The organism is Arthrobacter woluwensis (assembly GCF_900105345.1).
Taxonomy (GTDB): domain Bacteria; phylum Actinomycetota; class Actinomycetes; order Actinomycetales; family Micrococcaceae; genus Arthrobacter_E; species Arthrobacter_E woluwensis.
Map to the genome: position 1 here is coordinate 3,270,462 of NZ_FNSN01000003.1, position 25,007 is coordinate 3,295,468.

Consider the following 25,007-nt stretch of genomic DNA (forward strand, 5'->3'; position numbering starts at 1 on the left):
AGACGATGGGCGTCATGACCGATCAGCGCAGCGTCGTAATCGTACGGTGGAACCGGAACAGCCTAAGAGAATCCACAGAGCTGACGGCCTTGTTGACGGACTACCACCTGCAGACAGAAGCCGAGAAGGGAGTCCCACTCAGATCCGTCGACGCCCTCCCAGAGAAGTACTTTGCGGAAGTAACTGATCCTCAAACAGCGTTTGCGTCAGACGAAGTCTTGATCGCGCGCCACGCAGGTCATGCCGCAGGCTGTCTCGTACTCACGACGCCAGCCAACCGACAGATCGAGATCAAACGCCTGTGGACAGATCCGAAGTATCGGGGCCGACACGTTGCCACGTCCTTGCTCGAAGCCGCGCGCGATCACGCGGCGCGCACCGAAGCTGAAACGATCCGACTCTCGGTATGGGACTGGCGCGCAGGCGCGATCGCCCTCTACAAGAAGACCGGGTACATCGAGACCTCGACATGGGACGACCGGGACCATCTGATATGCATGGTCCAAGCCGTGTAAGCGACGTCGACGCAACGCGGTCAAGTCGCCGTGTTGCGACGACCACCAGAATTCGCCGGGTGTGGGTTAGGTGGTTTGGTTGGCGAGGGTTTGGGCGAGTCGGTAGGAGTCGGTTCCTGTTTCGATGATGGTGCCGTGGAAGGTGAGTCGGTCCACGATGGCAGCGCAGAGGCGTGGGTCGGTGAAGGTGCGGGTCCAGCCGGAGAAGGATTGGTTGGAGGCGATCGCGATGGAGTTCTTCTCTTCGCGTTCGGTGAGGACTTGGAAGAGAAGTTCGGCTCCTCGTCGGTCTAGTTCCATGTAGCCGAGTTCGTCGATGAGGAGTAGGTCGACGCGGCCGTAGCGGGCGATGGTCTTGGCGAGTTGTTTCTCGTCGGCGGCTTCGACGAGTTCGTTCACCAGGCGGGTGGCCAGGGTGTAGCGGACTCGGAAGCCTTTCTCCGCGGCCGCGGTGCCAAGGCCGATGAGCAGGTGGGATTTGCCGGTTCCGGAGTCTCCGATGAGGCAGAGGGGCTGGCCTTTGCGGATCCAGTCGCCGGTGGCCAGGGTGTGGATCGTGGCGGGGTTGATGTTCGGGTTCGCCTCGAAGTCGAAGTCACCGAGCCATTTATCCCGGGGGAACCCGGCGGCTTTGACTCGCCGGATGGATGAGCGTCGGTCGCGGTCATCGCATTCGGCCAGGAGCAGCTCGGCGAGGAAGCCCTGGTAGGAGAGCTGTTCCTTGCCGGCCACGGCCAGGGCTTCGTCCAGAACGGCTCGGATCGTGGGCAGGCGCAGCCGGCGGCAGGCCTGGTCAACGGCCGCGATCGCGGCTTGCTCACTCATCCCGCGCCGCCGGCGCAGCGTCGTAGTCACGGGTGTCGCTGGTGGGGTGGGGCTCATGAGATGTTCTCCTTTGACAGGGGGTCAGGACTAGATGCGGTGGCTCGTTTGGCCAGGAGCTCGTCATAGGCGCCCACGGTGGGTAGGGGCCGCTTATCTGGTGGCAGGCCAGCGATCACCGCTGCCGGGTCCGTGAGCCGGCGTTGTGTCAGGCTGACAACTCGGTGCTCGACAGGTTTGGTATGCGCAGCGGGATGACGGTCCGAACTGGACCCACCCTGGCCGTTCTCGGCGGCATGCCGTCGGGCCTCGACCGCGACAACGTCGGCGCTGACCGCCCCGACGGTGAGCGCGGCCAGGATCCCGGACTGAACATCGCCCGGGTCCAGGACCCGATGCAGGAGCAGCACATCGATCAGTTCCCTCGTGCCCTCAGCGTCACCGTTGACTTTCCGGGACTCGGCCCAGAACGCTTCATGCGCGTTGGTGAACACGCCTTGTTCCCGGGCCCTGGCCAGGGCGGTGGATCCGGGGAACGCTCCCGGTTTTATCCTGAGCACTTCCAAATAATGGTCCAGCTGGACGGATTGTCCGGTCCGGGCGGCGATGCGTTCGTGACGGGCCACGATAGTGCGCCCATCGAAGACCACAAGCTCTGAGGCCCGCAGGGAAACCCGGAGTTTCCGGCCGATGAACCGTGCCGGGACGGAGTACTTCACCATCCGCACCGTCACCATCGCCGAGCGATCCACTCTCGGGGTCAACACCAGTCCAGGGTCAAAACCCTCTGCCGGCACCGGGGCCAGCAACGATCGTTCCGCGGCGTAGTCTTCCCCGATGGTGCGGAACCGGTCCCCGATCCGCCGCCCCTCGTCCTGTTCTTCCCAGACCCGGATTCTGGCATTGAGCTCGTCCAAGGAATCCACGACTGGCATGGGTGAGAGATGGTTACGGCGGAACCACCCCACCTCACCTTCGACCCCGCCCTTTTCGTGAGCACCGGTGATCCCGGGCTGGCAGTAGAACGCGTCGAAACCATAGTGAGAGCGGAACAGCACCCAGCGCTCGTTCTCGACCCTGGCCCGTCGTTCACCGAACAGCACGGAGGTCACCGCTGCGGTGAGGTTGTCATAGCGGATATGACGGGTCGGGACACCACCCAGTACGGTGAACGCTTCGATGTGGCCCTCCAGGAACGCTTCCTGCGCCTGGGTCGGATAGACCCGGTGGATCGCTTTTCCCGAGTGCGAGAGCCGGTAAACGAACATGTGGCACTTCGTCTTCACCCCGGCCAGGATCACCCAGACCTCACCGAAATCAACCTCGGCCTCCGCGCCCGGGGCATGCTCCTGAGGGACAAATACCTCCACCCGCCGACCAGCCTGCAGATCGATCTGCGCCCGCCGGACACGCACGTAATCCCGGACCGTGGAATACGACAACGCCTCCGCGGCATGTTCCTCGATGAGCCGGGCCAGGATCCGTCGAGCCGTGTGACGCTGCTTCCGCGGAGCCCTCGTATCCTCCAGGAGCATCGCATCGATCGCAGCCTTGAACGGCTCCAAACGAGGCGAAACCCGCTCGGGGGTCTTCCGTGGCGGTGGAACCGGAGAAGCCAACGCTTTCCGCACGGTCTTCCGGGCCACTTGATACCGTCGCGCGAGCTCACGAATTGAGGCACCCTCAACCCGGGCATCTCGTCTGATCTGCGCGAACAACTCCACCTTGGACTCCATCCAGCCCTCCCGAACGCCGTTCCCTACATGATGGGAACCACGCTCACAGGTGGGTACCGTTCAAGCCGCCATCACACCCGGCATGTCGGCGAAGTGGGTACCAATCAAGCCGTCACGGTGGGCTCCGATCAGACTGTCAGAACCACACGACCACCCAGCACCCTTCCCGGACATCGCACACGCACTCTGCACAGCCGCGAGAGACGACAAAACCAACACCCCAGGCCTCGCCTTCCAAGACCCCCGCTTCTGGCCCCGCGCAGCCGCGGACAAACCCGCAGGCGCCCGATGCCCCATCCACCCCGACGACAGACCGGACCGCAAATGGTGCCCCGGCTGCCGCTCCGAAATCATCACCGGCATGCGACCAGAAACCCACCACCGCCAACACTACGAACCCCTCGACGGACCAGAGCCCGCCTGATTAACCCTCCACCGCCCCTACAACCGCCCCAAACCCTCAAGCCGCACCCAGAACAAGGGCGCGGCTATTTTCACGCCCCAGAAAGGCACGCAGCCATGAAGCACCCTGACACCGGAATCCTCACCGCAATCGCCGTAGGCCTCGCCATCGGCATCCTCATCATCCTCGCCCGCATGTGGGGTGTGCGATGAGCATCATGTCGGCCGCCTCAATCCTGATCTCGCTCGCCACTTTCTTATTCGTCATATGGACCTTGCGAACCGCGAAGAAAACTAGCCAGGCGCTCAAAGAGACTCAACGCATCCTTGACGACGAACAGGCCCGCAACAGGGGGAACGTGCGATGACCCGCATCCTCATCTTCACCATCGAAGCCCCCTGCGACTGGATCAACAGCAACCACCGACTCCACCCACTCGCCAAAGCCCACCTCACCAAAGCATGGCGCACAGCAGCAATGACCGAATGCCAACGAGTCGCACCCGGCCTCCAACTCAAAACCCCAGTCCACATCGAAGCCCGAATCCACAAGACCCGAGGCGGCAGGTGGGATCCGAATAATCTCGCCCCCACCACCAAAGCCATCGTTGACGGCCTCGTAGACGCCGGGCTCATCCCCGACGACTCCTGGCGCGAACTCGAAGGCCCCGACCACCGACGAGGACACCCCGGCCCCAACGCCATCACACTCACCATCACCCACCACGGAAAGGACACGTGACATGTCCAAGAAGCTCTACCTCTACGAGGATGTCGAGATCGTATCCGGCCGGTACCACCCAGGCGGCGGGCTGGTAATCATCACATCAGGGAACCCGCAAGCCGCCTACGTCAGGTACCTGGATCTCGTCCAGGACACCGCAGAGTACCCCCGGTCTGCGCGGCCAAACCTTCCCGCCCCGACCAGGTCCATTGAAGTGCCCGACGCTGAGCCTGACTGCATTGCAGCCTTCCCCGATTCGGGGTGCTGCTGACATGGCGATCAGCCCAGAGCACATCCGCACCGCCTGGCGAGACTGCGGCGGCAAACCCGAAGACTTCGACCACTGGCTCACCCACCAACGCTCCGAATGGTTCGGCAAAGGCCTCGACGCCTGCGCCGAACACGGCCACGGCATCCGAAAACCACCAAAGTACGCAATCGGCTGGCGATTCTGGTCGCTCATGAGCCTATCTGCGCTCTCATGCGTCCTGTTCATCATCGACCTGACCAACTGAAAGGACCCCCGTGACCCTCGCCCAGAACATCCACCAGCTCATCAACGAACACGTCGTCAGCGACGGATACGGCGGCTACACCACCAACAGGCCCCTACTCGAACAGCTCAAGGAGGCTTGCAGCAGCGACCTCGGCACCAGCGGCAACGGACGCGGCACTGCAGGCCGGATACCCATCAACGCCGCCGCAGTAGACCTCGACATCGAGATCCGCAAAGACCTCGTCATCCACCAAGAAGAACGAACCGGCGAACGCTGCTCAACGCCGACACCCGAAGTGCTCAAAATCTGGGCAGACCTCGACGACCCCGAATGGGAAGCCTTCCTCGAAAACATCACCGCCGACTGGGTCACCAGCATCAACGCGCTCTTCACCCAACGCAAACCACCCATGCGCCCGTCAATCCCCTGCCCCTCATGCGGCCAACGCTTCCACGGCGAAGAACGCGACCAATGCCTCTGGGTCGATGTCTGGGACCACGACAACGACACCATGGCCAAACCCGGAGAATGGACCGCAGGGTGCGACGGATGCGGGGCAACATGGGACGGCGACAACCTCAAATGGTTCGTAGCCGCAACACGCCTCACATGACCTTGAACCACTAACACGCCCGTGTTAAAGTGGTTCATGTTGAGGGCAGAACTCTCAAAACAGCCGGATCGCACAGCAACCGGCTTTTTTCATGCCCTCCTTCCGGATGGTGACGGGAGCCCGCCCAGCAATGGGCGGGTACACACCAAGGGCAGGATCGTAGCGAACAGGACCACACGCCCCCTGTAGGGTCCTCAGCCTGGTGCAACACCAGGCCTGTCCACTGGGTTGATCACCCACGCGCCATCAGCGAAAGATGGCACCCGACGCAGCGAGAGCGATCCACAATCGACCTGCGCCATAACTGCCAGCCTTCCCCCGGGAATGGCTGGCCCGCGTTGCCCCATCACGGGGAGATGCACCGCCTCAGCCCACGGGCTGAGTGCACGCGATAGTAGCTCAGTTGGTAGAGCGCCGTCCTTCCAAGTCGGGAGCCTGGGTTCAACTCCCAGCTATCGCTCTCGTGGTCATGGAGACCGCTGCTAGGTACTAGGACAAGTTCCCTAAACGTGCTGGCGAACGGTAAGCCGGGTGACGTCAACGCTCAGCGTTGGCAGAGGACCGAGCTTAGCGGCGGCCTAAGAACGAGGCGACGCTACGCGCCTACTCCATGACCATGTTCACTCCCAGCGCGGTCGCTGGGTCACGACGACCGCACCGCTGGATCCCCGGCCCACCCGGGAACGAGCCGGGAGCCTGGCACCAAGGAGGCCCACATGCCACCCTGCGACCAATGCCGAGTAGCCCGCTCAATCATGCGCCTCGACACACCAGCCGGCCCCCTCTACCTCTGCTGGCACCACAGCAAAGACACCGACGGCCTCACACTCCAAGACGGCTGGGCCAAAGCCTACGACACCGACGCCATCAAGGAACTCCGGTGAAACAAACCCCCGCCCCACGCAAGGAGGGCCCATGGCAAACGACATTCGGAAGCTGAGCATCCACGAGGTCACCAAGCTCCCTGACCTCGTGACCGTGGACCACACGAAAGGAGCCGTGCCGCTCCTCATCGACGGCCAGCCCTTCCCGTGGTACCTGTCCGCCGACGAAGGTATCCACGTGAGCCTTTACGAGCCCAGGAGCGGCATACAGCAGGTCACCATCACACTCCTGGCCGAGCGTGTCCGCGTCATCCCCGAGTAACCAATGGTCACCAGCCGCACAGGCACAGGCCAATGGAAACGCGTCGTACGCGAACGCAGACGCATCGACCAAGAACGCGGCCTCACACGGTGCCCACACTGCGGCGTATGGCTCAACTGGGAACAAGGCCGACTCCCCAACAGCGCCGAAGTAGACCACATCACCCCCCACTCCCTCGGCGGACCAGACACCCTCGCCAACTCCCAGACGCTATGCCGCCTCTGCAACCAACAACTCGGAAACAAACGCCGCAAAGGCCGACCGAAGCCAGCCATCGCGGACCCAGTGACAACAGTCAACTGGTGACCCCAGGGGGAACCCGGTCCCCCACCCCGCCCAAGTCGCTCTCGCGGCATAGCGATCTCTCCCCGTTCCTTTTTCCACATAGAGGGAAAGGCGGTTTTTCCGCATTGCGGAATTAGTTGATGTTTCAGAAGAGGTGATTCGTTTGACGTCGAAGAAGACACTCCGAGTCGCGGGGCCTGAAGATGAGGCCGTTGAGGCTGCGAGAAGCGCTGAGCCGATGTCAGTTTTTGAAGCCTCGAAGCTATCACCACTCTACCTGCGAAGGGCGTTACGAGACAAGATCTCGATGGACATTGACAACGGCGTTCCGCCTCGGGATCTTGCTGCGCTGTCGAAGAGGTTGGTGGATCTCGCCAAGGAGATCGAGGCCCTTGAGGCGAAGGAAGCCCAGGAGGACGAGGAAGAGCGTTCCCGGGCAGAGGCAGGGGTGAAGGCTGGTGGCAACAGGTGGGAAGGACCGACTGCTATCTGAGGTAGCCCGCCACCTGCTGATGCCAGAGGGCATCATGACGCACCGTTGGCCGGAGATCGCGCCGGAGCTGGACCGGATGGGTATCGACATGGATACCTGGCAGGTCGGCTTGAGCAAGGCGATTACCGCGCAGCGCGAGGATGGCCTGTATGCATGCGGTATCGGTGGGGCGATCATCTCCATCCCCCGGCAGGTCGGCAAGACGTTCACCATCGGTGCCCTGATCTTCGCTCTCTGTCAGAGAGACCCTGGGACTCTTGTTCTCTGGACAGCTCACCGAACCAGGACTCACAACGAGACCTTCAAGGCCATGGAGTCCATGGCGAAGCGTAAGCGGATCGCCCCGTTCATCAAGGCGATCCGCAAGACCAATGGTGAGCAGGAGATCGAGTTCACCAACGGGTCGCGGATCCTGTTCGGTGCCCGTGAGGCTGGCTTCGGGCGTGGCTTCGCGGAGGTGGACATCATCGTCCTGGATGAGGCTCAGATTCTCACCGAGAAGGCGATGGAAGACATGGTGCCGGCGACGAACGCCGCCGCGAACGGTCTGGTCATCCTGATCGGCACCCCGCCGCGTCCGATTGACCCGGGCGAGGTGTTCAGCGGCCGCCGTTCCGCCAAGCTGCACGACGACGACCCCGACACCCTCTATGTCGAGTTCTCCGCTGACCCGCACGCCAACCCGGACGACGAATCCCAGTGGGCGAAAGCCAACCCATCCTTCCCTCACCGTGTGAAGCGTGCCGCGATCCTGCGGATGCGGAAGCTCTTGGGGAACGTCGAATCGTTCCTCCGTGAGGGCCTTGGTATCTGGGATGAGCGGACGACGGTCAAGACGGCCTTCTCTCCGGGCCTGTGGGCCAAGTGCAAGGGCACTAAGCCTGAGGGTGGCCGGAAGGTCTTCGGGGTGAAGTTCTCCCCGGACGGCGCGACCGTGGCTCTCTCCGGTGCTCTGCGTCCGGACGACCCGGACGCGCCGATTTTCGTGGAGGCGATCAAGTCCATGTCGGCGTCTGAGTCCACTGCCTGGCTCGTTGACTTCCTGGTCGAGCGGAAGGACGAGGCCGCGCAGATCGTCATCGACGGTCGCTCCGGGGTCGGGTTCCTCGTGAACGCGCTTCGCCAGGAGAAAGTGCCGGCCAAGGCCATCCTGACCCCGAACACCGAGGAAGTCATCGCCGCGCACTCCATGTTCGAACGTGGCGTGATCGAAGGCGGCCTCGAGCACTCTGGCGAGAGTGAACTGACCACACAGGCTGAGGCGGCCATCAAGCGCAAGATCGGCAAAGCTGGCGGCTTCGGCTGGGACTCCCCCGCCGACGGGACCAGCGTCGCCCTACTGGACGCCGCCACCCTGGCGTACTGGGGCGCAAAGACCACGAAACGACGGCCTGGCCGGAAGGGAGGGTTCCTATGAGTTGGGGCTACCAGGATCTTTCCAAACTGACGGTCGAAGGGCTCGGCGATGATGAGCTGAGGATCGCCCGGAAGCTGTTTGCTACGTGGGCGGCCCGCCTGCCGAAGACGCTGCGCCGGTCCCAGTACGCGGATGCTGAGAACCCGTTCAAGGACCTCGGCATCGCTCTGCCGCCTCAGCTTCGGAACGCGAAGTTCTATCTGTCCTGGGCAGCCATGGCGGTTCGTAGGCCTTCCCTGCGGGTGCAGTTTGATGGCCTTCATCTTCCTGGTTCTGAGGACCCGTTCGATCTTGGCGAGGTGTTGAAGGCCAACAACTTCGGGCTCGAGTTCCAGCAGGCCGTGACCGGCGCGAATAAGCATTCGGTGTCGTTCATGACCGTTGCTAAGGGTACTGATGGTGAAGCGCCTGCCCAGATCATTGGGCATTCCGCAGAGTCTGCTGCTGGCATCTGGGACAGGCGTAAGCGTCGAATGTCGGCGCTCCTGACCATCACTGACGTCGATCAGCTCAGCAACCCTACCGAGTTCGTCCTGTGGCTCGAAGACTCAGTGATCACGTGCAAGCTTGATGATGGCAAGTGGAAGTCGAACAAGGAAAAACATTCGATTGGGCGCGTCCTTGCCGTTGCCATCCGTAACGATCCGCAAGGCAATGCACCGTTCGGTCGATCCCGCCTGACGAATTCCGTGATGGCCCTGAACGACATGGCAGTTCGTGCGTTCGTTCGTATGGAAGGCAACGCCGAGTTCTACTCGACCCCGCAGCTCGCGATCTTGGGCATTGCGGAGGATGCCTTCAGCGGTTCGGTGGAAGAGGCCAAATTCAAGCTCGCTATGGCCCGTCTGCTTGCCCTGACGAAGGACGAGGACGGGGATATCCCGCAGCTCAAACAGCTGCAGCAGGCGACGATGACACCTCACAGCGACATGCTCCGGACAGTTGCGATGGCGTTCAGCGGCGAGACTGGCTTGTCACCATCTTCTCTCGGCGTGCTTCATGATCAGCCGTCCAGCGCCGAGGCGATCCGTGCGGCAGAGCATGAGCTACTGATCGACATCATGTGGCAGAACCAGTACGTGCTTGCCCCTGCTGTCGAAGAGATCGCCGGGTTGGCTTACATGGTCAAGGAGGACGAGACGAGCCTCCCGGACGAGTTCTGGAAGCTCTCGGCACGGTTCCGTAATCCGGAGTTCCGCTCGATGTCGGCTGAGGCTGATGCCCTCACGAAGCTCGCCCCTGTGCTTCCTCAGATCATCCAGTACCCGACTCTTGCTGGCCGGGTCTTCACCGATGACGAGGTGGACAGCCTGCGCCAGGAGGCCCAGAAGGGAATGGTCTCAGACTTCATCAACCGCGTGGCCGGTCAAAGCGCGGTTACTCCTGAGGTTGCCGCTGAGGTCGCCAAGGGGGCCGACAACCAGCAAGGCAGAGCATCTATTTCAGGGGGGGGCAAGTAGTGCACTAGAGGACGCCCAGGTGCTGAAGGCAAAGGCTGACGCACTCGGTGTTCTGCGTCGCGCCGGTGTTGAGGCATCGTCTGCTGCCTCCCTTGCGGGGCTACCCGATGTGCAGTTCATGCCAGGTTCCCCGATCACGATTCGTGAGCCGGGTACCTGACATCTTCGAGGAGGGCTCTTGTGATTCCTCTCGCCATGGTCAATGGCTACTCGTTGCTCCTTAGTGAGCTTTCGACCCGGGCTCTTGTTGACCTGCAGCGCACTATCGGCCCGGTCCTTGACGCGTCGCCTGAGGTGAAGCAGCGGACCATGCGGGACCTGTTGCCGGTGCTGGGTGACCAGTACGCGGGGATGACGTCGCTGATCTCGGCGCAATTCTTCACGGAGCTGCAACAGGTCCTTGAGGTCCGTAACCCTGTGGACGCGCAGAGCCTCGCCGGCGCGGGTAGTGACCGGTGGAGTTCGTTGGCTGGTTGGGCTTCCCGCCCTGCTGTGTTCGAGCAGGGCGGTAACGCGTTGATGTTCTCGCTCCTGTCCGGTGGGCTGACACGGATTCTTACGTCGATGGCGGCTGACACGATGATCGGCAACGCCGAGGCGCAGGGCGGCATGGGTTACCAGCGCGTCCCCAAGCCGGGTTGCTGCGCGTTCTGCGGGATGCTCGCCTCCCGCGGTGCCGCCTACACCTCCCGGGACTCTGCCGGGACTGTGGTGGGCCGTGGCGTGCCGTTGGAGAAGACCAAGGGCCGCCGTGGCGGGCAGGGCAGGGGCATCAACCCCCGGGGCTCCCGTCGCCTGGGCGAGTCCTTCCACGACCACTGCCGCTGCGCCGTCGTCGCGGTCACACCTCAGAACGCGGTGCAGATGCAGGCCGACGCGGACCGCTACCTGGATACCTACCGCAAGGGCTACGAGCAGGCCCAGGACGGCAAGATCTGGGTCCCTGCCCAACGTACACAGGACGGCTCCCGTTCCGGCACCGGCCACTGGGAAACCCCCATTGGTGAGAAGTCCTCTCCCAAGGACCGGACCAGCCAGGTCCTTCAGTACATGCGCGCCGAACTCGGCGTGAAGTGACTTCCACGGTTCTCCCGTGAAGCGGTACGCGCCCGTCTGCGCGGTTTTCACCCTCTATGCCCGTACGGGGCCTAAACGGAAAGTGAGGTGCCGCCTTGGGCGACACGAACAACACCGCACCAGCGGGAGAATCCACCGAGCCCCTGCCCCAGCCCGAGCCGAAGGCATTCGTCCCGCCTGCCACGCAGGAGGACCTTGACCGGATCGTGGGCCAGCGTCTGGCTCGTGAACGCGACAAGTACGCGGACTACGAGGAACTGAAGGCCAAGGCTGAACAGTTCACGAAGCTCGAGGAAGCGAACAAGACCGAACTGCAGAAGGCTACCGAGCGGGCTGAACAGCTCGCCAAGGAGAACGCCACTCTTCAGGCGACCGCACTGCGCGCCTCTGTGGCAGCCGCTAAGGGCGTCCCGGAGAACCTTCTGAGCGGTGGAACCAGGGAAGAGATTGAAGCCGCCGCTGACGCGCTTCTGGCCTTCCGTGGGACCAAGCAGACCGCACCTGTCGTCCCCGCCCAGGGGAAGACCCCATCCAAGATCACCGACGACCCGACCCGGGAGACGGCTCGGAAGCTCTTCGGCAACAACTAACCCCACCTGGAGGTAAATCATGGCCGTTTTCACGACCACCGACGCCAAGGTGATGCTCCCCAAGAACATCGCTGACGGCATTGTCACGGAAGCCCGTACGGGCTCGACCGTTGGCCAGCTCTCCGCCCGCGAACCTCAGCGGTTCGGCGAGACGGAGTACATCATCTTCAACGACTTCCCGAAGGCGGAGTTCGTGGAGGAGGGAGCCCAGAAGGGTTCCACCACGGGCGGCTTCACCTCCGTGAAATCCACCCCGAAGAAGGCGCAGGTCACTCTCCGTTTCAATCAGGAAGTCCAGTGGGCAGACGAGGATTACCAGCTTGGCATCCTGTCCGAGCTGGCCACTGCGGGCAGTAAGGCACTGTCCCGAGGTCTTGATCTGGGCCTGTACCACCGCATCAACCCGCTCACGGGCACCGTGATCTCGAGCTGGTCGAACTACCTGAACGCCACCACGAAGCGCGTGGAGATCACCGCGTCCTCGGAGGCAGATCAGGACATTCGTGCCGCTGTCGGTCTGCTGGTGAACTCCCCGACTAACTGGGGTGTCAACGGCATCGCCCTCGACCCGAAGATGGCCTGGGCCCTGGCGAACTTGCAGAGCAAGAACGCCGACGGCTCCCCCTCAGGTGTGCAGCGTTACCCGAACCTCGGCTTCGGCACCAACGTCACCGACTTCCTCGGCGTCCCGGCAGCGACGGGCAACACCGTCTCCGGCACCCCGGAAGCGGCCGACACGAAGCTGCGCGCCATCGTTGGCGACTTCCAGAACGGCATCCGCTGGGGCGTTCAGCGTGAACTCCCGGTCGAGCTGATCCGTTACGGCGACCCGGACGGCCAGGGCGACCTCATGCGAAACAACCAGATCGCTCTCCGCCTCGAGATCGTCTACGGCTGGTACGTCTTCACGGACCGCTTCGCCGTCGTGGAAGACAAGGTGACCCCGTGAGCCGCCGGATGATCGACACCTACACCGGATCCACCGTCGTCGTTGACGACGAGCTGGCCGAGTCCCTGGGTTCCCAGTACGTCCCGGAGGACGAGTACGAGGCCCCGGCGGGGCGCAAGCCGGCAGCCCGGAAGGCTGCGACCGGGCGAGCCGCCAAGGCCAAGGAACCCGAAGGCCATGGCGAGGGCGAGAAGTCCGAGGACGAGTAAGGAGGTCGGGCCATGGCTGATGTGACACCGTTTCCGTTCGCCACTGTGGAGGAACTGAAGCAGCGGTGGCCCGACTTCCCTACCGGGGGTGAAGCAGCGGCGACGGTTGCCCTTGAGGATGCGTCCCAATTCATCTTGGACGTCTGCTCAGGGGCCGCCAACGCCAGCGCTTCGACCCGTCGCCGGGTCGTCTGCTCCGTCGTTCGCCGCGCAATGGGCACCCCCGACGGCGGCGAGGGCATGGAGTCTATGACTCAGGGGGCAGGGCCATTCCAGCAGACCTGGAAGATCTCGAACCCTGACGGTAACTACTACCTGAACAAGCAGGAGAAGATCGCGCTCGGCTGCGGGAAGTCCAAGGCTTTCGGGGTGCAGATCGCATTCCGCCCGGAAGGACGCCATCTGCCCTGGTGCAGTCTGAACTTCGGGGCAATGTACTGCTCCTGCGGGACAGACATCGCCGGGGAACCGATCTACGAAGGCGGGACACCATGAAATTCCCCTCCCCCTACACGGTCGGTCACCAGGAGCGCATTGCGGGGGGCGAGGATCCTATGGGTGATCCGCTCCCGGAGCACTGGGAGGACCGCCCTGATCAGAAGGTCATGGGCTGGGCAACACCCGGTTCAGACGTGGAGATCCGCCCCACAGGCTCCGGAGTCGACCGGGATCTGGACCTCTATAGCCCCACCGGGTTCACGAAGCCCCAGGACAAGGTCATCATCGACGGCGTTGAGTTCTTCGCTGTCGGGTGGCCCGAGGACTACAACCACGGGCCTTGGCGATGGGCACCGGGTTACCGGATCAACCTCAAGCGGGTGGAGGGCTGATGGCAATCAGGGTGAAGCTCAACCAGCGAGGGTTCCGCGAACTTCGCAACGCACCACCTGTAGTCGCTTTCCTCGAGTCCCAGGCGGAACGCGTCGCGAATGCAGCCGGCCCAGGGTTCGAGACCGACACCCATACAGGTGGTGCCCGTGCTCGTGTTGCCATCTACCCCGACACCGAAGAGGCGTACCGGGCTGAGGCGAAGTACGGTGCGCTGTCGAAGGCGGTGGGTAGTGGCTAACCAAGTTGTCCTGTTCGGCAATGCCATGGCAGCGGCCCGGCTATGGCTGATCGCGAGGATCCCTGGCCTGACCGTCGTCGGTACTGAACCGAATCCTCGTCCGGACCAGTTCGTTCTCATCAGTGATGCTGGTGGCCGGCAGTTCTCGCCGATCCATGAGAAGGCGTTCCTCATGGTCGATACGTGGGGGCCGACGAAGAACGTTGCTAAGGCCAAGGCGCAGCTCGTCCGGGCGCACCTGTCGGCCCTGAGCAATGACACCATCACTGTCCCGGCCAGTGCCGATTCCCAAGCAATGGATGTCGTCATCTACTGGGCCCACCCCATGGGTGGGCTCGTGGATATTCCTGACCCGGACGCCAAGATCCCGCGCTACCGGCAGAACTTCGAACTCGCTGTTCGTGGGACGCCGATCTAACCCCATCCAACCCTTGCAAGCCCTGCCACCTGGCGGGGCTTTTTTCATGCCCCCAGGAGGGACAACATGGCACTCACTGCCGGCAATGTGCGCGTCGCGGTCACCGGAACGATCTCGTCCGGCCCGCTCGGAACCGCACTCCCCACTGACACCACGACCGCCCTGAACGCCGCCCTCAAGGATCTCGGCTATGCCTCCGAGGACGGCATCACCCAGGCGATCAGCACCGACCAGACCGACATCAAGGCCTGGCAGAACGGTGACGTGGTCCGGAAGATCCAGACCAGCCACGACCTGACCTACCAGTTCACCATGATCGAGACGTCCGCAGAGGTCCTGAAGGTCTACTACGCGGACCCCACGGCCACCGCTTCGGCGATCAAGATCAAGGGCACTCAGACCGATCACCTGGTCTGGGTCATCGAGGTCCGTGATGGTGCCAAGACCATCCGCATCTGCCTCCCGGACGCACAGGTCACCGAACGCGGCGACGTCTCCCTCAAGGGTGACGAGGCCATCGGCTACGACGTCACCCTGACCGCCTACCCGGACTCCACCGGCACCAAGGCCTACATCTACATGGCCTGATCCCAACCCCTGTGGGGCGCGTGTTGCGGGACCGCGCCCCACAGGTCACCACCAGTCCCGCAACCCCTACCAAGTTCTCTGCCCGCAGGAGGCACCCATGTCTGAAATCAAGATCACCGACGACACCACCACCATCCCGGAAGGTGTCAAGAAGCCCCAGGATCGCAAGCCCAGGGTCAACAAGGACGGCACAAAGACCGTCACTGTGCATGGTCAGGAGTACACCATCGCGGCCGACGCACTCGATGACTTCGAACTTCTCGACGACCTGGACTCCCTCGATGAGGGTGAGGTGCAGCGGCTCCCCCGGATCCTGCGCCGGCTGCTTGGCAAGGAGTCATTCAAAACGGCGCTCGAATCGGTTAGGGACCCCGAGACGGGGCGGGTCTCCGTGGAAGCTGGCAGTGAACTGGTCCAGGACCTCATCAAGGAACTGGCCCCAAACTCCTAACGCTCGCCGCTCTCCTTCGGGAGTTCGGCGGGCAGTTGCGGGCCGACTTCTTGCGATACTACGGGCTCCGTCTCACCCGCACCGGCAGGGTTCCCGGCTTCCACCTCTGGGAGGTTGCCGATTTCGCTGAACATCTCCCTGACGATTCGGCGACCAAGCGGGCGCTCGGACAAGGCTGGACGCTTCTCGAACAACTTACTGCCTTGATAGCAGACCGCTTGGCAGTCCTGGCATGGCAGAAGACCGCTGACGGGCAGAAGGGCAAACGCCCACCCAAGCCCATTCCGCGCCCAGGGTTCGAGGACAAGACCACCACGACGTTCAAGGGCAAACCCATGAGCCTCGAACAGGCCGAGAAGTGGAAACAGGCTCGGCGTGCACCGCAACCCCCACCGGGGAAGGTTGCTCACACCACCAAGGCCGGCGTGGTCAAGTTCGTCACCGAACGACAAGTCGCCTATTACAACAGAAACCGCTAGCCCCTGCACCGTCCTGGTGCGGGGGCTAGCCGCATTCCAGGAGGCCCCATGTCTGAACTGGCGACCGCGTATGTCAACATCGTCGCCTCCTCCAAGGGCCTTGGCAAGAGCATCGTCAACGACCTAACTGGGGCAGCAGACGCGGGCAGCGCGGCCGCTGGCAAGCGCGGCGGAAGCTCGTTCGGCGCTGCATTCGCCGGTATCGCCGGCAAGGTCCTCGCCGTCGCTGGACCTGCAATGGTTGCAGGGCTGGCAGTCAAAGGCGGGATCTCTCGAGCACTGAACATCGAGGACGCACAGGCCAAACTCACCGGGCTGGGCCACTCCACCCAGTCGGTAACGAAGATCATGAACAATGCCATGGCCGCAGTGAAGGGCACGGCGTTCGGCATGGGTGACGCGGCCACCGTGGCTGCTGGCGTGGTCGCTGCTGGGGTGAAACCCGGCCAAGACCTTGAACGGACCCTGAAGCTCGTGGGCGACTCGGCCACCATTGCGGGTGTCGGCATGGGTGAGATGGGAGCGATCTTCAACAAGGTCGCCGCGTCGAACAAGATCCAGGGCGATGTCATCGCCCAGCTGAACGACGCTGGCATTCCGATTGTCCAGCTCTTGGGCAAGGAACTGGGTAAGACCTCCGACGAGGTCTACGACCTCGCGTCCAAAGGCAAGATCGACTTCGCGACCTTCCAGAACGCCATGGAAAAGGGCCTCGGCGGTGCAGCGCTGAAGTCCGGCGAAACGTTCCGGGGCTCGATGGCTAACCTCAAGGCAGCCCTCGGACGCGTCGGCGAAACCGTCATGCTCCCTTTCCTCGCCGCAATGAAGGACGGGGCAAACGGCCTCATCCCGGTTATCGACGGGCTCAACAAGAAGCTAAAGCCGATCTTTCAGGACATCGGCAAGGGCTACCAGGAGATGAAAAAGTCCTTCGACGATGGTGAAGCCCCGAAGTTCGCCAACCCAATTCTCACCACCTTCGCGGCAGTAGGCGCAGCAGCGGGGAAAGCCTCCCGAGAAGTCAAGGGCGGGATCAAGGCCATGAAGGCCGCTTACGAAGACGGCGGCTCCGATGTCACCAGTTCCGGTTTCGCAGGAGTCCTTGAACGTATTGGGATTAGTCTCCGTGCCGGGAAAGATGGCGTAGACGCATTCTTCAAGGCATTTCAAACTGGCACACAGGACTTCAGCAAATCCGGATTTGCCGGATTCATGAGTGATTTCGGATCAAAGATCAAAGGGATCTTTGACGCGATTGGGGATTCATTCGGGCCGCTGATGCCGATCTTCGGGTCCATCATTGGACAAATAGCTGGGATTGTCACAGCCGCCTCACCAATTGCAACAATCTTTAGCGGCCTGGCGGACGTGATGCCCGATCTCATCGGTACCGTAGCGGGTGTCATCGGCGCATTTGCAGGAGCCATAGCCGGCGTCCTTCCCACCATTAGTGACACCGTTGGCACGATCTCCGGAGTCATCTCAGGAGCCTTCAAAGAGATCGCTCCTGTTCTGGCCAGCGCGGCCGGCGCAATCGGTGGAGCATTGCAAGACCTAGCCCCTGTTTTCGCGAAGGTCGTGGGAGCAATCGCGCCGCTGATCACGGCAATTGTTAGTTCACTTGTGCCGATCATCGTGAACCTGGTAACCACGATTCTTCCACCGGTGGTCACAATTTTCACTGGAATCATCTCGGCGATTGGTCCGCTCGTTGACATCATTTTGGCGATTCTGGTACCCGCGATTCAGGCACTTCTACCTGTGGTCACCACAGTATTCAACGCTGTTGCAGACATCATCAAGTCGGTGATGCAGATCGTGCAGGGCGTGATTCAAGTCGTGACCGGCGTCATCTCCGGCAACTGGTCCCAGGTGTGGGAAGGCATACAGAACATCTTCGGTGGGATCTGGAACGCGATCAAGGCCATTGTTTCAGGCGCTATCGCGGTAGTGTCCTCCACAATCAGCGGAGCGCTCTCGTTGATTGGTTCGTTGTGGTCTTCGGCGTGGAACGGCATCAAGTCGTTCTTCACCGGTCTCTGGTCGAACATCACGGGTGCGATCTCGTCCGGGATCAACAATGTGGTCTCGTTCTTCCGGGACCTCCCGGGCAAGATCCTCGGCGCGCTCTCCGGTCTGACGGGCTCCCTCGTCCAGATCGGTCGAGACATGATCCAGGGTCTTCTCAACGGGGCAGGAAGCCTCCTGTCTAGCATTGGCAGCTTCTTCCTCAACCAGCTCCCCGGCTGGATCGTCGGACCGTTCAAAGCAGCTCTCGGGATCCACAGCCCGTCGCGAGTGTTCCGGCAGTTCGGTGAGTTCATCGTTCAGGGCCTCGCCGGTGGGGTGAAGAAGGCTGGGCCGCAGGCCACGGCAGCCATTACCGCTGTGGCTCGGAAGGTCACCTCTGAGGCCACGAAGCACTTCACGAAGGCTGACCAGCTCCGCAAGGCCGCGTCATCTTTGATGAGCCGTGCCGCTCAGGTGTCGGGGGTGAAGGCCCCGGCCCTGGGGAAGGACGCGAAGGCCAACGCGAAAAAGATGACCGCCTACTACGCGGCCATCGCCAAGCGGAACAAGCAGGTCGCGAGCCTGATCGCTCAGGGCCGGCAGAAGCTTGCCGAGGCCAACCGGGAAACGTCTCTGGGGCGGACGTTGGATGCGACGTCGCGGATGATCAGCGCCAGCAACGCGCAGATCTCCAAACTCACCACCCAGCGTGCCAGCATCGCGTCCCGTCTGAAGACAGCGCAGAAGAGCCTTTCGGATGCGGTCAAGACTCGGGACAAGGCGGCCAGTGACGCGGCTGAGAAGTTCCGGGACGAGTTCAACCTGGGCGATCTTGCCGGGCGTAGCGCTCAGGGCATTGTGGCGGCTGCGAAGAAGACCGTGGGCAACGTCCAAGGGTTCAAGGGGCAGCTCGACAAGCTGCGCTCCATGGGTCTTGATGCTGGCCTGCTGGCGCAGATCGGTGAGCTTGGCACCGGTAAGGGTGGCTCCATCGCTAAGTCCCTCATCGCCGGGGGCAAGGGCCTTGTCGGGCAGCTCAACGGGCAGTGGAAGCAGCTTGGTTCGGTGTCCCAGTCTGCGGGCATGTCCCTGGCAAACGGGATGTACGGGGCGGGGATCGCCGCGCAGCAGGGTCTTGTGAACGGGCTGTCCGGGAACCTCAAGGCCGTGGACGCGGCGATCAAGAAGGTCACCGACCGGATGACCTCGCAGGTGAAGAAGAACCTCGGGATCCACTCACCCTCTCGGGTGTTCCGGTATGAGGTCGGGCGGCAGGTCCCTGCTGGCCTGGCGCTTGGTGTCCGGGACGGTACGGGGCTGGTTTCCCGTGCCGTGGACTCCCTGGTGCAGATCCCCAACGCCGTCGCTTCCCAGCCCTACCGGCCAGCCTCCTACGTGCCCGCCCCCGGCAGTCACGGACGGTGGGCAGACGGCAAGCCGCCAATCCAGATTCATGTCCACGAAGCAGTAAACCCGAGCGCTACCGCTATGGCGGTGGCGCGTCGATTGGAGGGCCAGTGACCGACATCGTAACGGCCACCATCGGCGGGCGAACGTTCGCCGGGTCAGGGCTCTACCTTGACCCGGCGGACACCGTCGGCGGCGTCCTCACAGCACCCATCGAAGGATGGGGCAACCCGGGAACGCGCGGGGACGTGAACCCGTGGCCCGACCGGGACGGGGCCTGGTCTGACCCTGCCTACTACGACGGTGCGAACTACGTCCTCCGGGGTGTCCTCGTGGTCCCGTCGTTCGCCCGTGGGGCGCTCGTTCGGGACCAGTTCGTCGCCGCCCTGCCCATGAAGGTTTTCAAGCCTCTGATCGTCGCTGAAGCGGAACTGACCCGGTACGCGATGGTCCGGGTCGTGGGAACGCCGGAGGTGGTGTGGGACGGGGTTGAGACGATCAGCGTGAACGTGCAGTTCGTCGCCACGGACCACCGGCGATTCGCCGGTACCGGCCCGAACGACATCAGCGGCTCCGGGGTCGCCAAGCTCCCCATCACCGATGGGGGCCTGGTCATCCCGCCCACCACTGTCGCGGACACCAACTGGTCCAACAACCCGTCCTTCGAGGTAGACACCTCTGGCTGGGTCGGTGTCGGCGGAGCCCTGACGCGAGAGACCGCGTCCCCTCCGGCGTGGATCGTCGGCACGGCCTGGGGCAGGCTCACCACCGGTTCCGGGGCAACCCGGCCCGGCGTCCTGGCCGCCTCATCCACGGACCAGCGAGTGAACCTCTCCCCCGGAGACTGGGCAGCGGTGTCGATGCTGATGGCCAACGACTCCGGCTACACCAGCCAGATCGGGATCCGCTTCTACGACTCCACCAACACCCGAATCAGCGAGTCCATGAGCGCCCCCACCAACAACACCGGGGGCAGGGTCACCCACTCGGCACAGGCCCCGGCAGGCACAATCTACGCCCAGCCAGTGCCCTACCTGTACAACGGCGGAACCGTCATCCCCTCCGGCGTGAAGCTGGACTTCGACGCCGTCAAGATCAGCGCCGCTGCTACCCAGTCCGCTGCGGTCGCCTTTGCCGGGGACTACTTCGATGGCGGCTCCGCACCCTCCGGCGGGTACACGTTCCGGTACACGTCCACAGCGGGAAAGAGCACCTCGGAGAAGGTTCAGCTCGCCGGTTTGACCGTGCCGTTCGCGATCACCGCGACCGTGACGAACAACGCCGTCACGGTCGGATCCTCCGGCACCGGGACTCCCCGGGTCGTGGTGACCATCGCCGCCGTGAACACGCATCTGACCAACCCTCAGATCACCGATGACCTCGGCAACCGCATGACGTTCAACCTCGTCCTGACCGTGGGGCAGTTCCTCGTGATCGACCTGGACAAGAAAACGATCCTGCTGAACGGCACCGCCTCACGGCGCACCGCCCTACGAGGATCGTGGATCAACCCCCGCCCGGGCATGACCCTCACCTTCAACGCTGAGGGGTTCCTCTCCACCAACCAGGCCACCGCCACCGTGGCCTGGACTGACACCTGGAATTAGGAGGGCCTACTGTGCCTCTTGACGCAATCGACCCCAGCTTCATCAACGCGCCCTCCCCCGCTGGCCCTCCCCTCTACACGGGAGAGTCCCTGCGCCGTGACATCGGCGGGCTCCTGGCCCCCGGTGCCGCGGTGGGGACCAGCCGCAGCGGTGTCCTTGACGCCCGCGCCCTGGCGATCACCCTCTCGGGCAACAATGTCCTGGCAACGGCAGGGCCGGCAGCGGTCGCGTCCAGTACGGGAGCGTACCTCACCGGACTGGCCACTTCAGCCACCGTTGACCCCCTGGTCGCAGCGGATGCGAACAACCCCCGCCGTGACCGGGTGATCCTTCAGGTCTGGGACCCCAGCAACCCGCAGAATGACGGCACCAGCGGCGGGACGAACCGTAAGGGTGTCGTCCGGATACTCACCGGGGACCCGGACCCGCTCGCCACCACGGGCGGCGGGGTGAAGCCCGAACCAGGTCTGGCCCTGACTCTGGCGTTCATCGACGTCCCCAAGGCCGGAAGCGGCTCCCCCGTGGTAACCGATCAGCGGCCAATCACCGCAGCAGCGGGAGCACCGATCCCGGTCAACAGCCTGGCCGAGGCCCGCGCCCTGCCCAAGGTGCGCGGCCTGCAGAGGCTCCGCATGGACCTTCCCGGGTTCCCCACGCAGGTCTACAACGGCACCGTCTGGACCCATGTCGGACCGTGGAAGCGCACCACCTTCACCGTCAATTCCACGAACATCCCCACCTCGGCCAGTGATGGCACCGGCTCCCGTGCCGTGGCGACCATGTCGATGAACGCGGAAGCCTACGACCGGCGCATGAAGGTCTTCGTCCAGACCAGCGTGAACTCGGGTGCCATCGCCTCCGGGATCAGCCGGTGGGATGTGTGCGCATCCCTCATGCAGTCCCAGGCATCCAACGCCCAGACCCGCTCCCCGCTGTGCTGGACAGCCCCCGGCAACTACCTGATGAGCAGCTACATCGAAACCGAAGAGATCATCGTCCCGGCAAACTCCCTGCCCATCCCGCGCTTCTGGGTGGACAAGGTCACCGGCAACGTCTTCACGGGCGTGTCCGTGGATCCGAAGATCACGAAGTTCTGGGTTGAGGAATGCCCCGCTGACGAAGCCTAGGAGGTGCCGTGAGGTTCATCATCTGTGACCTGATCACCGGCACCGTCCTAGACGAAGCGCCCCTGGTCATCGCGGAGGACCTGACCCGCCAGCTCAAGGGCGTGGGCGAGGGCAAGTTCTTCGCCCCGTTCTTCGACGGGGAAGGCCGCCTCTACAAGAACCGGTACTGGGAGAAGCTGATCGTTCCGTGGAAGTCCCTCATCCTCGTCACCGACGAGGATGGCCGGATCATCTGGCACGGGATCCCCAACAGCACCGCCACACCAGGTATCAACGGTCAGGAAATCCCCTGCAGGACCGTGGAGGAATACCTTCTGCGCCGGTACATGCCCACCGCCGAGTTCCTTGACGTCGACCAGGCCAACATCTTCGCCGCCATGATCAACGCCGCGAACGTCAACGGCATCGGCCTCGAGGTGGACGCCCACTGACGGGGTGATCTTGGAACGCCTCTATCAGGACGCGGAGAACACCAGGATCGGGACCGTCTCACGGAACTGTCCAACGCTTCCCCGGCTTCGACTGGATGATTGATATCCAATGGGCCGACGCCGCCCAGTCGCGGGTGCGGAAGATCGCACGGATGCGCCCACCATGGGCAACCGCACCACCACCCGGAGCACGCGTTCATCTCCGGGTGAACATCACCGACGCCACCCCAGAGACCCGGTGGGCCAGGGAGACGCCGCGACCCTCGTCACCGCAGTCGGCGACGGTGAAGGCGAATCCGGCTGATCTCCGCACCCGGGATCGACACCATCCGGGAAGCCGCTGGATGGCCACGCCTGGAAGAACGCCGCAACTTCTCCGGCGTGGACAGCGAAGAAACCATCGCCGCCCACATGGCCCGCATGAAGCAAGCGTTCTTCGGCGGCCAGACCCTCGTGACTCTTGAAGCGAAGATCCCCGGCGACGGGACTACTACACCGGGCCGGCGGACCTGACCTGGGCGATACCGCACAGTCAACGTCCGCGTCGGGCAAGACCCCGTCGACCTGGACGAGTTCGCCATCGAGCTTGATGCTGTCTGGCCTGTCATCGGGTACTCCCTGACCAGGACATGAAGACCTGGAAGCCGACCCTTGCCGACCTGACAGGAGGTGACATTGGTGCCAGTGGATAACAGCTTCATCCCCGCCCTTCGGTGTCACCGATGCGCGGAACCGGGTCGATGAGCTGGCACGGAAGCAGCAGGCCCTTGACGGGGCCAACCGGAACAGCTCATCCACCATCCCGCCAGGTGGCACACTCCGCGTCGAAGGCGGCGTCCTCGTCCCCGGCGGGCAGATCAGCGTGACCGGGGGCGGCAACATCTCCACCACCGCCGACGGCATCGACCGCTATACCAACCAGCCAATCAAGGTCAGCACCAGTCTGGGCAACCGGGAAGTGATCGAACCCTGGACGGCCTGCCGGTGCTGCGGCCCGGATCTGGCTAGCGAATACTTCCTACCAGACCGACCCCGCCAACATGGCATCTTTGACGTCACGCTACGGCGACAACATCGAAATCCAGTCCCTGAACTACACCGACAGCGAAGGTAGGCGTTGGCGTTCAGCGGCGAACATCGACCCGGCAGGAGCGAGCCTGTACTGGAGCCGTCAAGACGGCGACCCGGCAAGCCCCTCCACCGGGGAACGTCCCAATCCGGAGGCCTGTCGGTCAGCCTGGATTCTGCACTGTCCGTGGCAACCTACGTGCGCAACGCAGCACCGGACGACCCAGCGGTCATCCACACCAACACAGCGCTCAGCATGCGCCCCTGGGGCGGCAGATGGGCCCACCGGACGGTCTCCAGATCCGGTACGAGCAGAGCGACTACAACGGCACCTACATCAACAAGGGCCTGTTCAAGTTCGACAAAGACGGCCTGATGACCCTCCACAGTGAGAAGGGTGCCAACAAGGTAGACGTCATCCACACTGGTGACGGCGTGCTGACCCTGAAGGGCAGCAACAGCGTCACGTGGTGGGACCTTCACTGTCAACGGCTCACCCGTGGCGGGCCGTGACGATGTGGCCGGTAGGACCGGTGACGTCGTGCTCGCCGGCACGGACATCCCGGCAGCGACCACGAGCGCGCCGGGTGCGATGTCAGCGGCGGACAAGGCGAAACTCAACGGCTCGGCACCGAGTCGATCGTTAGCGCGCTCAGCCTGCGGGATGGAACGTTGGCGGTCCATTTTCGTCGAGCCACTCGCTGGCGAAACGAAGATCACGATCGCGCTGGTGCCGAAGTACACGGGCGCGAACGTAACCATCACCACCACCGCGTACACGTCGATGGGAACCGTGCTGCCATCGGCGCGATGAGCTCTACCGCGGACTCCCCCTACTTCTCACTCAGTCGTCGGGGCCGGCTTGAACAACCAGGCCATCGCGTTCGTGAACCTAGCTACCGGGGCCGCTTCTATCCGCGCAGTCGGGCGAACTTCACCCTCGCATCCGGCGCACTGTTCACCATCTCGTACACCTACAAACGCTAAGGATCCACATCATGGCCCAAGCAATGGTCTCCATCACTCTCGAAGGCAAGCGCATCGACCTCAACGGCGACATCCCTGACGACATCGCCACCAGCATCGTCAAGCAGATCACCGCACTGCTCGTCGGCATCCAGGAGGTCCCGTGACCCTCCCCACCGACAACCATCAGAGAGGGAGTAGGAGCGTGTGAGTCCTGGGGACCGACACTCACCGCAGTGGGTGCACTGCTGGCCGTCCTCGGTGGCGGCATCCGTTACCTCATCGGCCGGTCAGACAAGAAGCGCGAGAAGCGGGAGGCGTCTGTGGAAGAGCTACTGAGAGAGCGCATCGAAGCCCTCGAGCGAGTTGAAGGAAGCGAAACTCGTCAAGCGCGCAGCCGGTAAGTGGCGTGAACAGCTCATCGCCGCGGTATCGAACCGGACCCGAAAGA

At 63.2% G+C, this 25,007-nt stretch carries 33 protein-coding genes and 1 tRNA gene; 32 read left to right on the forward strand and 2 right to left on the reverse strand.

The features are described from left to right. Positions 1-14 precede the first annotated feature (14 nt). Positions 15-515, forward strand: coding sequence for a GNAT family N-acetyltransferase (locus BLV63_RS15490; RefSeq protein ID WP_066217514.1), 501 nt, complete (start codon positions 15-17; stop codon positions 513-515). A gap of 66 nt (positions 516-581) precedes the next feature. Here the strand turns inward: BLV63_RS15490 and istB are convergent, their stop codons facing one another. Both istB and istA read right to left on the reverse strand, forming a co-directional pair. Next, the gene (gene istB, locus BLV63_RS15495) at positions 582-1,397 is read right to left on the reverse strand and encodes an IS21-like element helper ATPase IstB (RefSeq protein ID WP_066217511.1); all 816 of its coding nucleotides are present in this window, start codon (positions 1,395-1,397) and stop codon (positions 582-584) included. Beyond that, on the reverse strand, positions 1,394-3,073 hold the full coding sequence (gene istA / locus BLV63_RS15500) for an IS21 family transposase (protein ID WP_066217509.1): 1,680 nt from the start codon (positions 3,071-3,073) through the stop codon (positions 1,394-1,396). Before istA ends, istB begins: the two co-directional genes overlap by 4 nt. Positions 3,074-3,839: 766 nt before the next feature. Between istA and BLV63_RS15505 the strand changes: the two genes are divergently transcribed. From BLV63_RS15505 to BLV63_RS18690, 31 genes are all read left to right on the forward strand, one after another. Then, positions 3,840-4,217, forward strand: a complete 378-nt coding sequence (locus tag BLV63_RS15505; RefSeq protein ID WP_066217423.1) for a RusA family crossover junction endodeoxyribonuclease — start codon at positions 3,840-3,842, stop codon at positions 4,215-4,217. A 1-nt stretch (position 4,218) separates the two neighbouring features. Beyond that, positions 4,219-4,470: a hypothetical protein gene (locus BLV63_RS15510; protein ID WP_066217425.1), complete on the forward strand. Its 252-nt coding sequence runs from the start codon at positions 4,219-4,221 to the stop codon at positions 4,468-4,470. A gap of 1 nt (position 4,471) precedes the next feature. Then, entirely contained in the window at positions 4,472-4,714 is a 243-nt protein-coding gene (locus tag BLV63_RS15515; protein WP_066217427.1) for a hypothetical protein, read from the forward strand. A gap of 10 nt (positions 4,715-4,724) precedes the next feature. Then, positions 4,725-5,309, forward strand: a complete 585-nt coding sequence (locus tag BLV63_RS15520; RefSeq protein ID WP_066217429.1) for a DUF7341 domain-containing protein — start codon at positions 4,725-4,727, stop codon at positions 5,307-5,309. Positions 5,310-5,697: 388 nt separating this feature from the next. Then, positions 5,698-5,769 (forward strand) — tRNA-Gly (locus BLV63_RS15525). Between the two features lie 295 nt (positions 5,770-6,064). Continuing rightward, positions 6,065-6,193 carry a hypothetical protein gene (locus BLV63_RS19055; protein ID WP_255218051.1) on the forward strand — a complete coding sequence of 43 codons (129 nt, stop codon included), beginning with the start codon at positions 6,065-6,067 and terminating at the stop codon, positions 6,191-6,193. 31 nt (positions 6,194-6,224) lie between these two features. After that, a complete protein-coding gene (locus BLV63_RS15530) occupies positions 6,225-6,455 on the forward strand; it encodes a hypothetical protein (RefSeq protein WP_066217431.1) in 231 nt (76 codons plus the stop codon). Positions 6,456-6,458: 3 nt separating this feature from the next. Continuing rightward, entirely contained in the window at positions 6,459-6,761 is a 303-nt protein-coding gene (locus BLV63_RS19135; protein WP_074784373.1) for an HNH endonuclease, read from the forward strand. Positions 6,762-6,903: 142 nt separating this feature from the next. Then, positions 6,904-7,233: a hypothetical protein gene (locus BLV63_RS18415; protein ID WP_139244715.1), complete on the forward strand. Its 330-nt coding sequence runs from the start codon at positions 6,904-6,906 to the stop codon at positions 7,231-7,233. Positions 7,234-7,267: 34 nt separating this feature from the next. Beyond that, entirely contained in the window at positions 7,268-8,650 is a 1,383-nt protein-coding gene (locus BLV63_RS15545) for a terminase large subunit domain-containing protein (protein WP_217640457.1), read from the forward strand. Continuing rightward, positions 8,647-10,110 carry a phage portal protein gene (locus BLV63_RS15550; RefSeq protein ID WP_066217433.1) on the forward strand — a complete coding sequence of 488 codons (1,464 nt, stop codon included), beginning with the start codon at positions 8,647-8,649 and terminating at the stop codon, positions 10,108-10,110. The genes BLV63_RS15545 and BLV63_RS15550 overlap by 4 nt, the downstream gene beginning before the upstream one ends. Positions 10,111-10,290: 180 nt before the next feature. Beyond that, a complete protein-coding gene (locus BLV63_RS15555) occupies positions 10,291-11,187 on the forward strand; it encodes a VG15 protein (protein WP_066217434.1) in 897 nt (298 codons plus the stop codon). Between the two features lie 95 nt (positions 11,188-11,282). Continuing rightward, positions 11,283-11,777 (forward strand): capsid assembly scaffolding protein Gp46 family protein, encoded by a 495-nt coding sequence (locus BLV63_RS15560; protein ID WP_066217435.1) that lies wholly within the window; start codon positions 11,283-11,285, stop codon positions 11,775-11,777. 19 nt (positions 11,778-11,796) lie between these two features. Beyond that, entirely contained in the window at positions 11,797-12,726 is a 930-nt protein-coding gene (locus tag BLV63_RS15565) for a phage major capsid family protein (RefSeq protein ID WP_066217437.1), read from the forward strand. Further along, positions 12,723-12,935, forward strand: a complete 213-nt coding sequence (locus BLV63_RS15570) for a DUF7302 family protein (protein ID WP_139244716.1) — start codon at positions 12,723-12,725, stop codon at positions 12,933-12,935. The genes BLV63_RS15565 and BLV63_RS15570 overlap by 4 nt, the downstream gene beginning before the upstream one ends. Positions 12,936-12,947: 12 nt before the next feature. Next, on the forward strand, positions 12,948-13,430 hold the full coding sequence (locus BLV63_RS15575; RefSeq protein WP_066217441.1) for a hypothetical protein: 483 nt from the start codon (positions 12,948-12,950) through the stop codon (positions 13,428-13,430). Further along, positions 13,427-13,765, forward strand: coding sequence for a hypothetical protein (locus BLV63_RS15580; RefSeq protein WP_139244717.1), 339 nt, complete (start codon positions 13,427-13,429; stop codon positions 13,763-13,765). Before BLV63_RS15575 ends, BLV63_RS15580 begins: the two co-directional genes overlap by 4 nt. Next, the gene (locus tag BLV63_RS15585; protein ID WP_066217445.1) at positions 13,765-14,004 is read left to right on the forward strand and encodes a hypothetical protein; all 240 of its coding nucleotides are present in this window, start codon (positions 13,765-13,767) and stop codon (positions 14,002-14,004) included. The genes BLV63_RS15580 and BLV63_RS15585 overlap by 1 nt, the downstream gene beginning before the upstream one ends. Then, positions 13,997-14,422: a hypothetical protein gene (locus BLV63_RS15590; RefSeq protein WP_066217447.1), complete on the forward strand. Its 426-nt coding sequence runs from the start codon at positions 13,997-13,999 to the stop codon at positions 14,420-14,422. Before BLV63_RS15585 ends, BLV63_RS15590 begins: the two co-directional genes overlap by 8 nt. Positions 14,423-14,488: 66 nt before the next feature. Beyond that, on the forward strand, positions 14,489-15,010 hold the full coding sequence (locus BLV63_RS15595) for a phage tail tube protein (protein ID WP_066217449.1): 522 nt from the start codon (positions 14,489-14,491) through the stop codon (positions 15,008-15,010). 97 nt (positions 15,011-15,107) lie between these two features. Beyond that, the gene (locus BLV63_RS15600) at positions 15,108-15,461 is read left to right on the forward strand and encodes a hypothetical protein (protein ID WP_066217451.1); all 354 of its coding nucleotides are present in this window, start codon (positions 15,108-15,110) and stop codon (positions 15,459-15,461) included. A gap of 50 nt (positions 15,462-15,511) precedes the next feature. Further along, on the forward strand, positions 15,512-15,940 hold the full coding sequence (locus BLV63_RS15605; protein WP_139244576.1) for a DUF5361 domain-containing protein: 429 nt from the start codon (positions 15,512-15,514) through the stop codon (positions 15,938-15,940). A gap of 48 nt (positions 15,941-15,988) precedes the next feature. Next, positions 15,989-19,471 (forward strand): phage tail protein, encoded by a 3,483-nt coding sequence (locus BLV63_RS15610; protein WP_074784382.1) that lies wholly within the window; start codon positions 15,989-15,991, stop codon positions 19,469-19,471. After that, on the forward strand, positions 19,468-20,964 hold the full coding sequence (locus BLV63_RS15615; protein ID WP_074784385.1) for a phage distal tail protein: 1,497 nt from the start codon (positions 19,468-19,470) through the stop codon (positions 20,962-20,964). The genes BLV63_RS15610 and BLV63_RS15615 overlap by 4 nt, the downstream gene beginning before the upstream one ends. An 11-nt stretch (positions 20,965-20,975) precedes the next feature. Next, positions 20,976-22,091 (forward strand): hypothetical protein, encoded by a 1,116-nt coding sequence (locus tag BLV63_RS15620; protein WP_066217497.1) that lies wholly within the window; start codon positions 20,976-20,978, stop codon positions 22,089-22,091. A gap of 8 nt (positions 22,092-22,099) precedes the next feature. Beyond that, positions 22,100-22,522 (forward strand): hypothetical protein, encoded by a 423-nt coding sequence (locus BLV63_RS15625; RefSeq protein WP_074784388.1) that lies wholly within the window; start codon positions 22,100-22,102, stop codon positions 22,520-22,522. A 381-nt stretch (positions 22,523-22,903) separates the two neighbouring features. Beyond that, complete coding sequence (locus tag BLV63_RS19060) at positions 22,904-23,035, forward strand: hypothetical protein (protein WP_302846648.1); 132 nt, start codon at positions 22,904-22,906, stop codon at positions 23,033-23,035. 831 nt (positions 23,036-23,866) lie between these two features. Then, the gene (locus BLV63_RS15630; protein ID WP_074784391.1) at positions 23,867-24,103 is read left to right on the forward strand and encodes a hypothetical protein; all 237 of its coding nucleotides are present in this window, start codon (positions 23,867-23,869) and stop codon (positions 24,101-24,103) included. Then, positions 24,090-24,404 (forward strand): hypothetical protein, encoded by a 315-nt coding sequence (locus tag BLV63_RS15635; RefSeq protein ID WP_074784394.1) that lies wholly within the window; start codon positions 24,090-24,092, stop codon positions 24,402-24,404. Before BLV63_RS15630 ends, BLV63_RS15635 begins: the two co-directional genes overlap by 14 nt. Before the next feature lie 184 nt (positions 24,405-24,588). Then, on the forward strand, positions 24,589-24,723 hold the full coding sequence (locus BLV63_RS19065) for a hypothetical protein (protein ID WP_255218052.1): 135 nt from the start codon (positions 24,589-24,591) through the stop codon (positions 24,721-24,723). Positions 24,724-24,792: 69 nt separating this feature from the next. Next, a complete protein-coding gene (locus BLV63_RS18690; protein WP_175533609.1) occupies positions 24,793-24,960 on the forward strand; it encodes a hypothetical protein in 168 nt (55 codons plus the stop codon). Positions 24,961-25,007 lie beyond the last annotated feature (47 nt).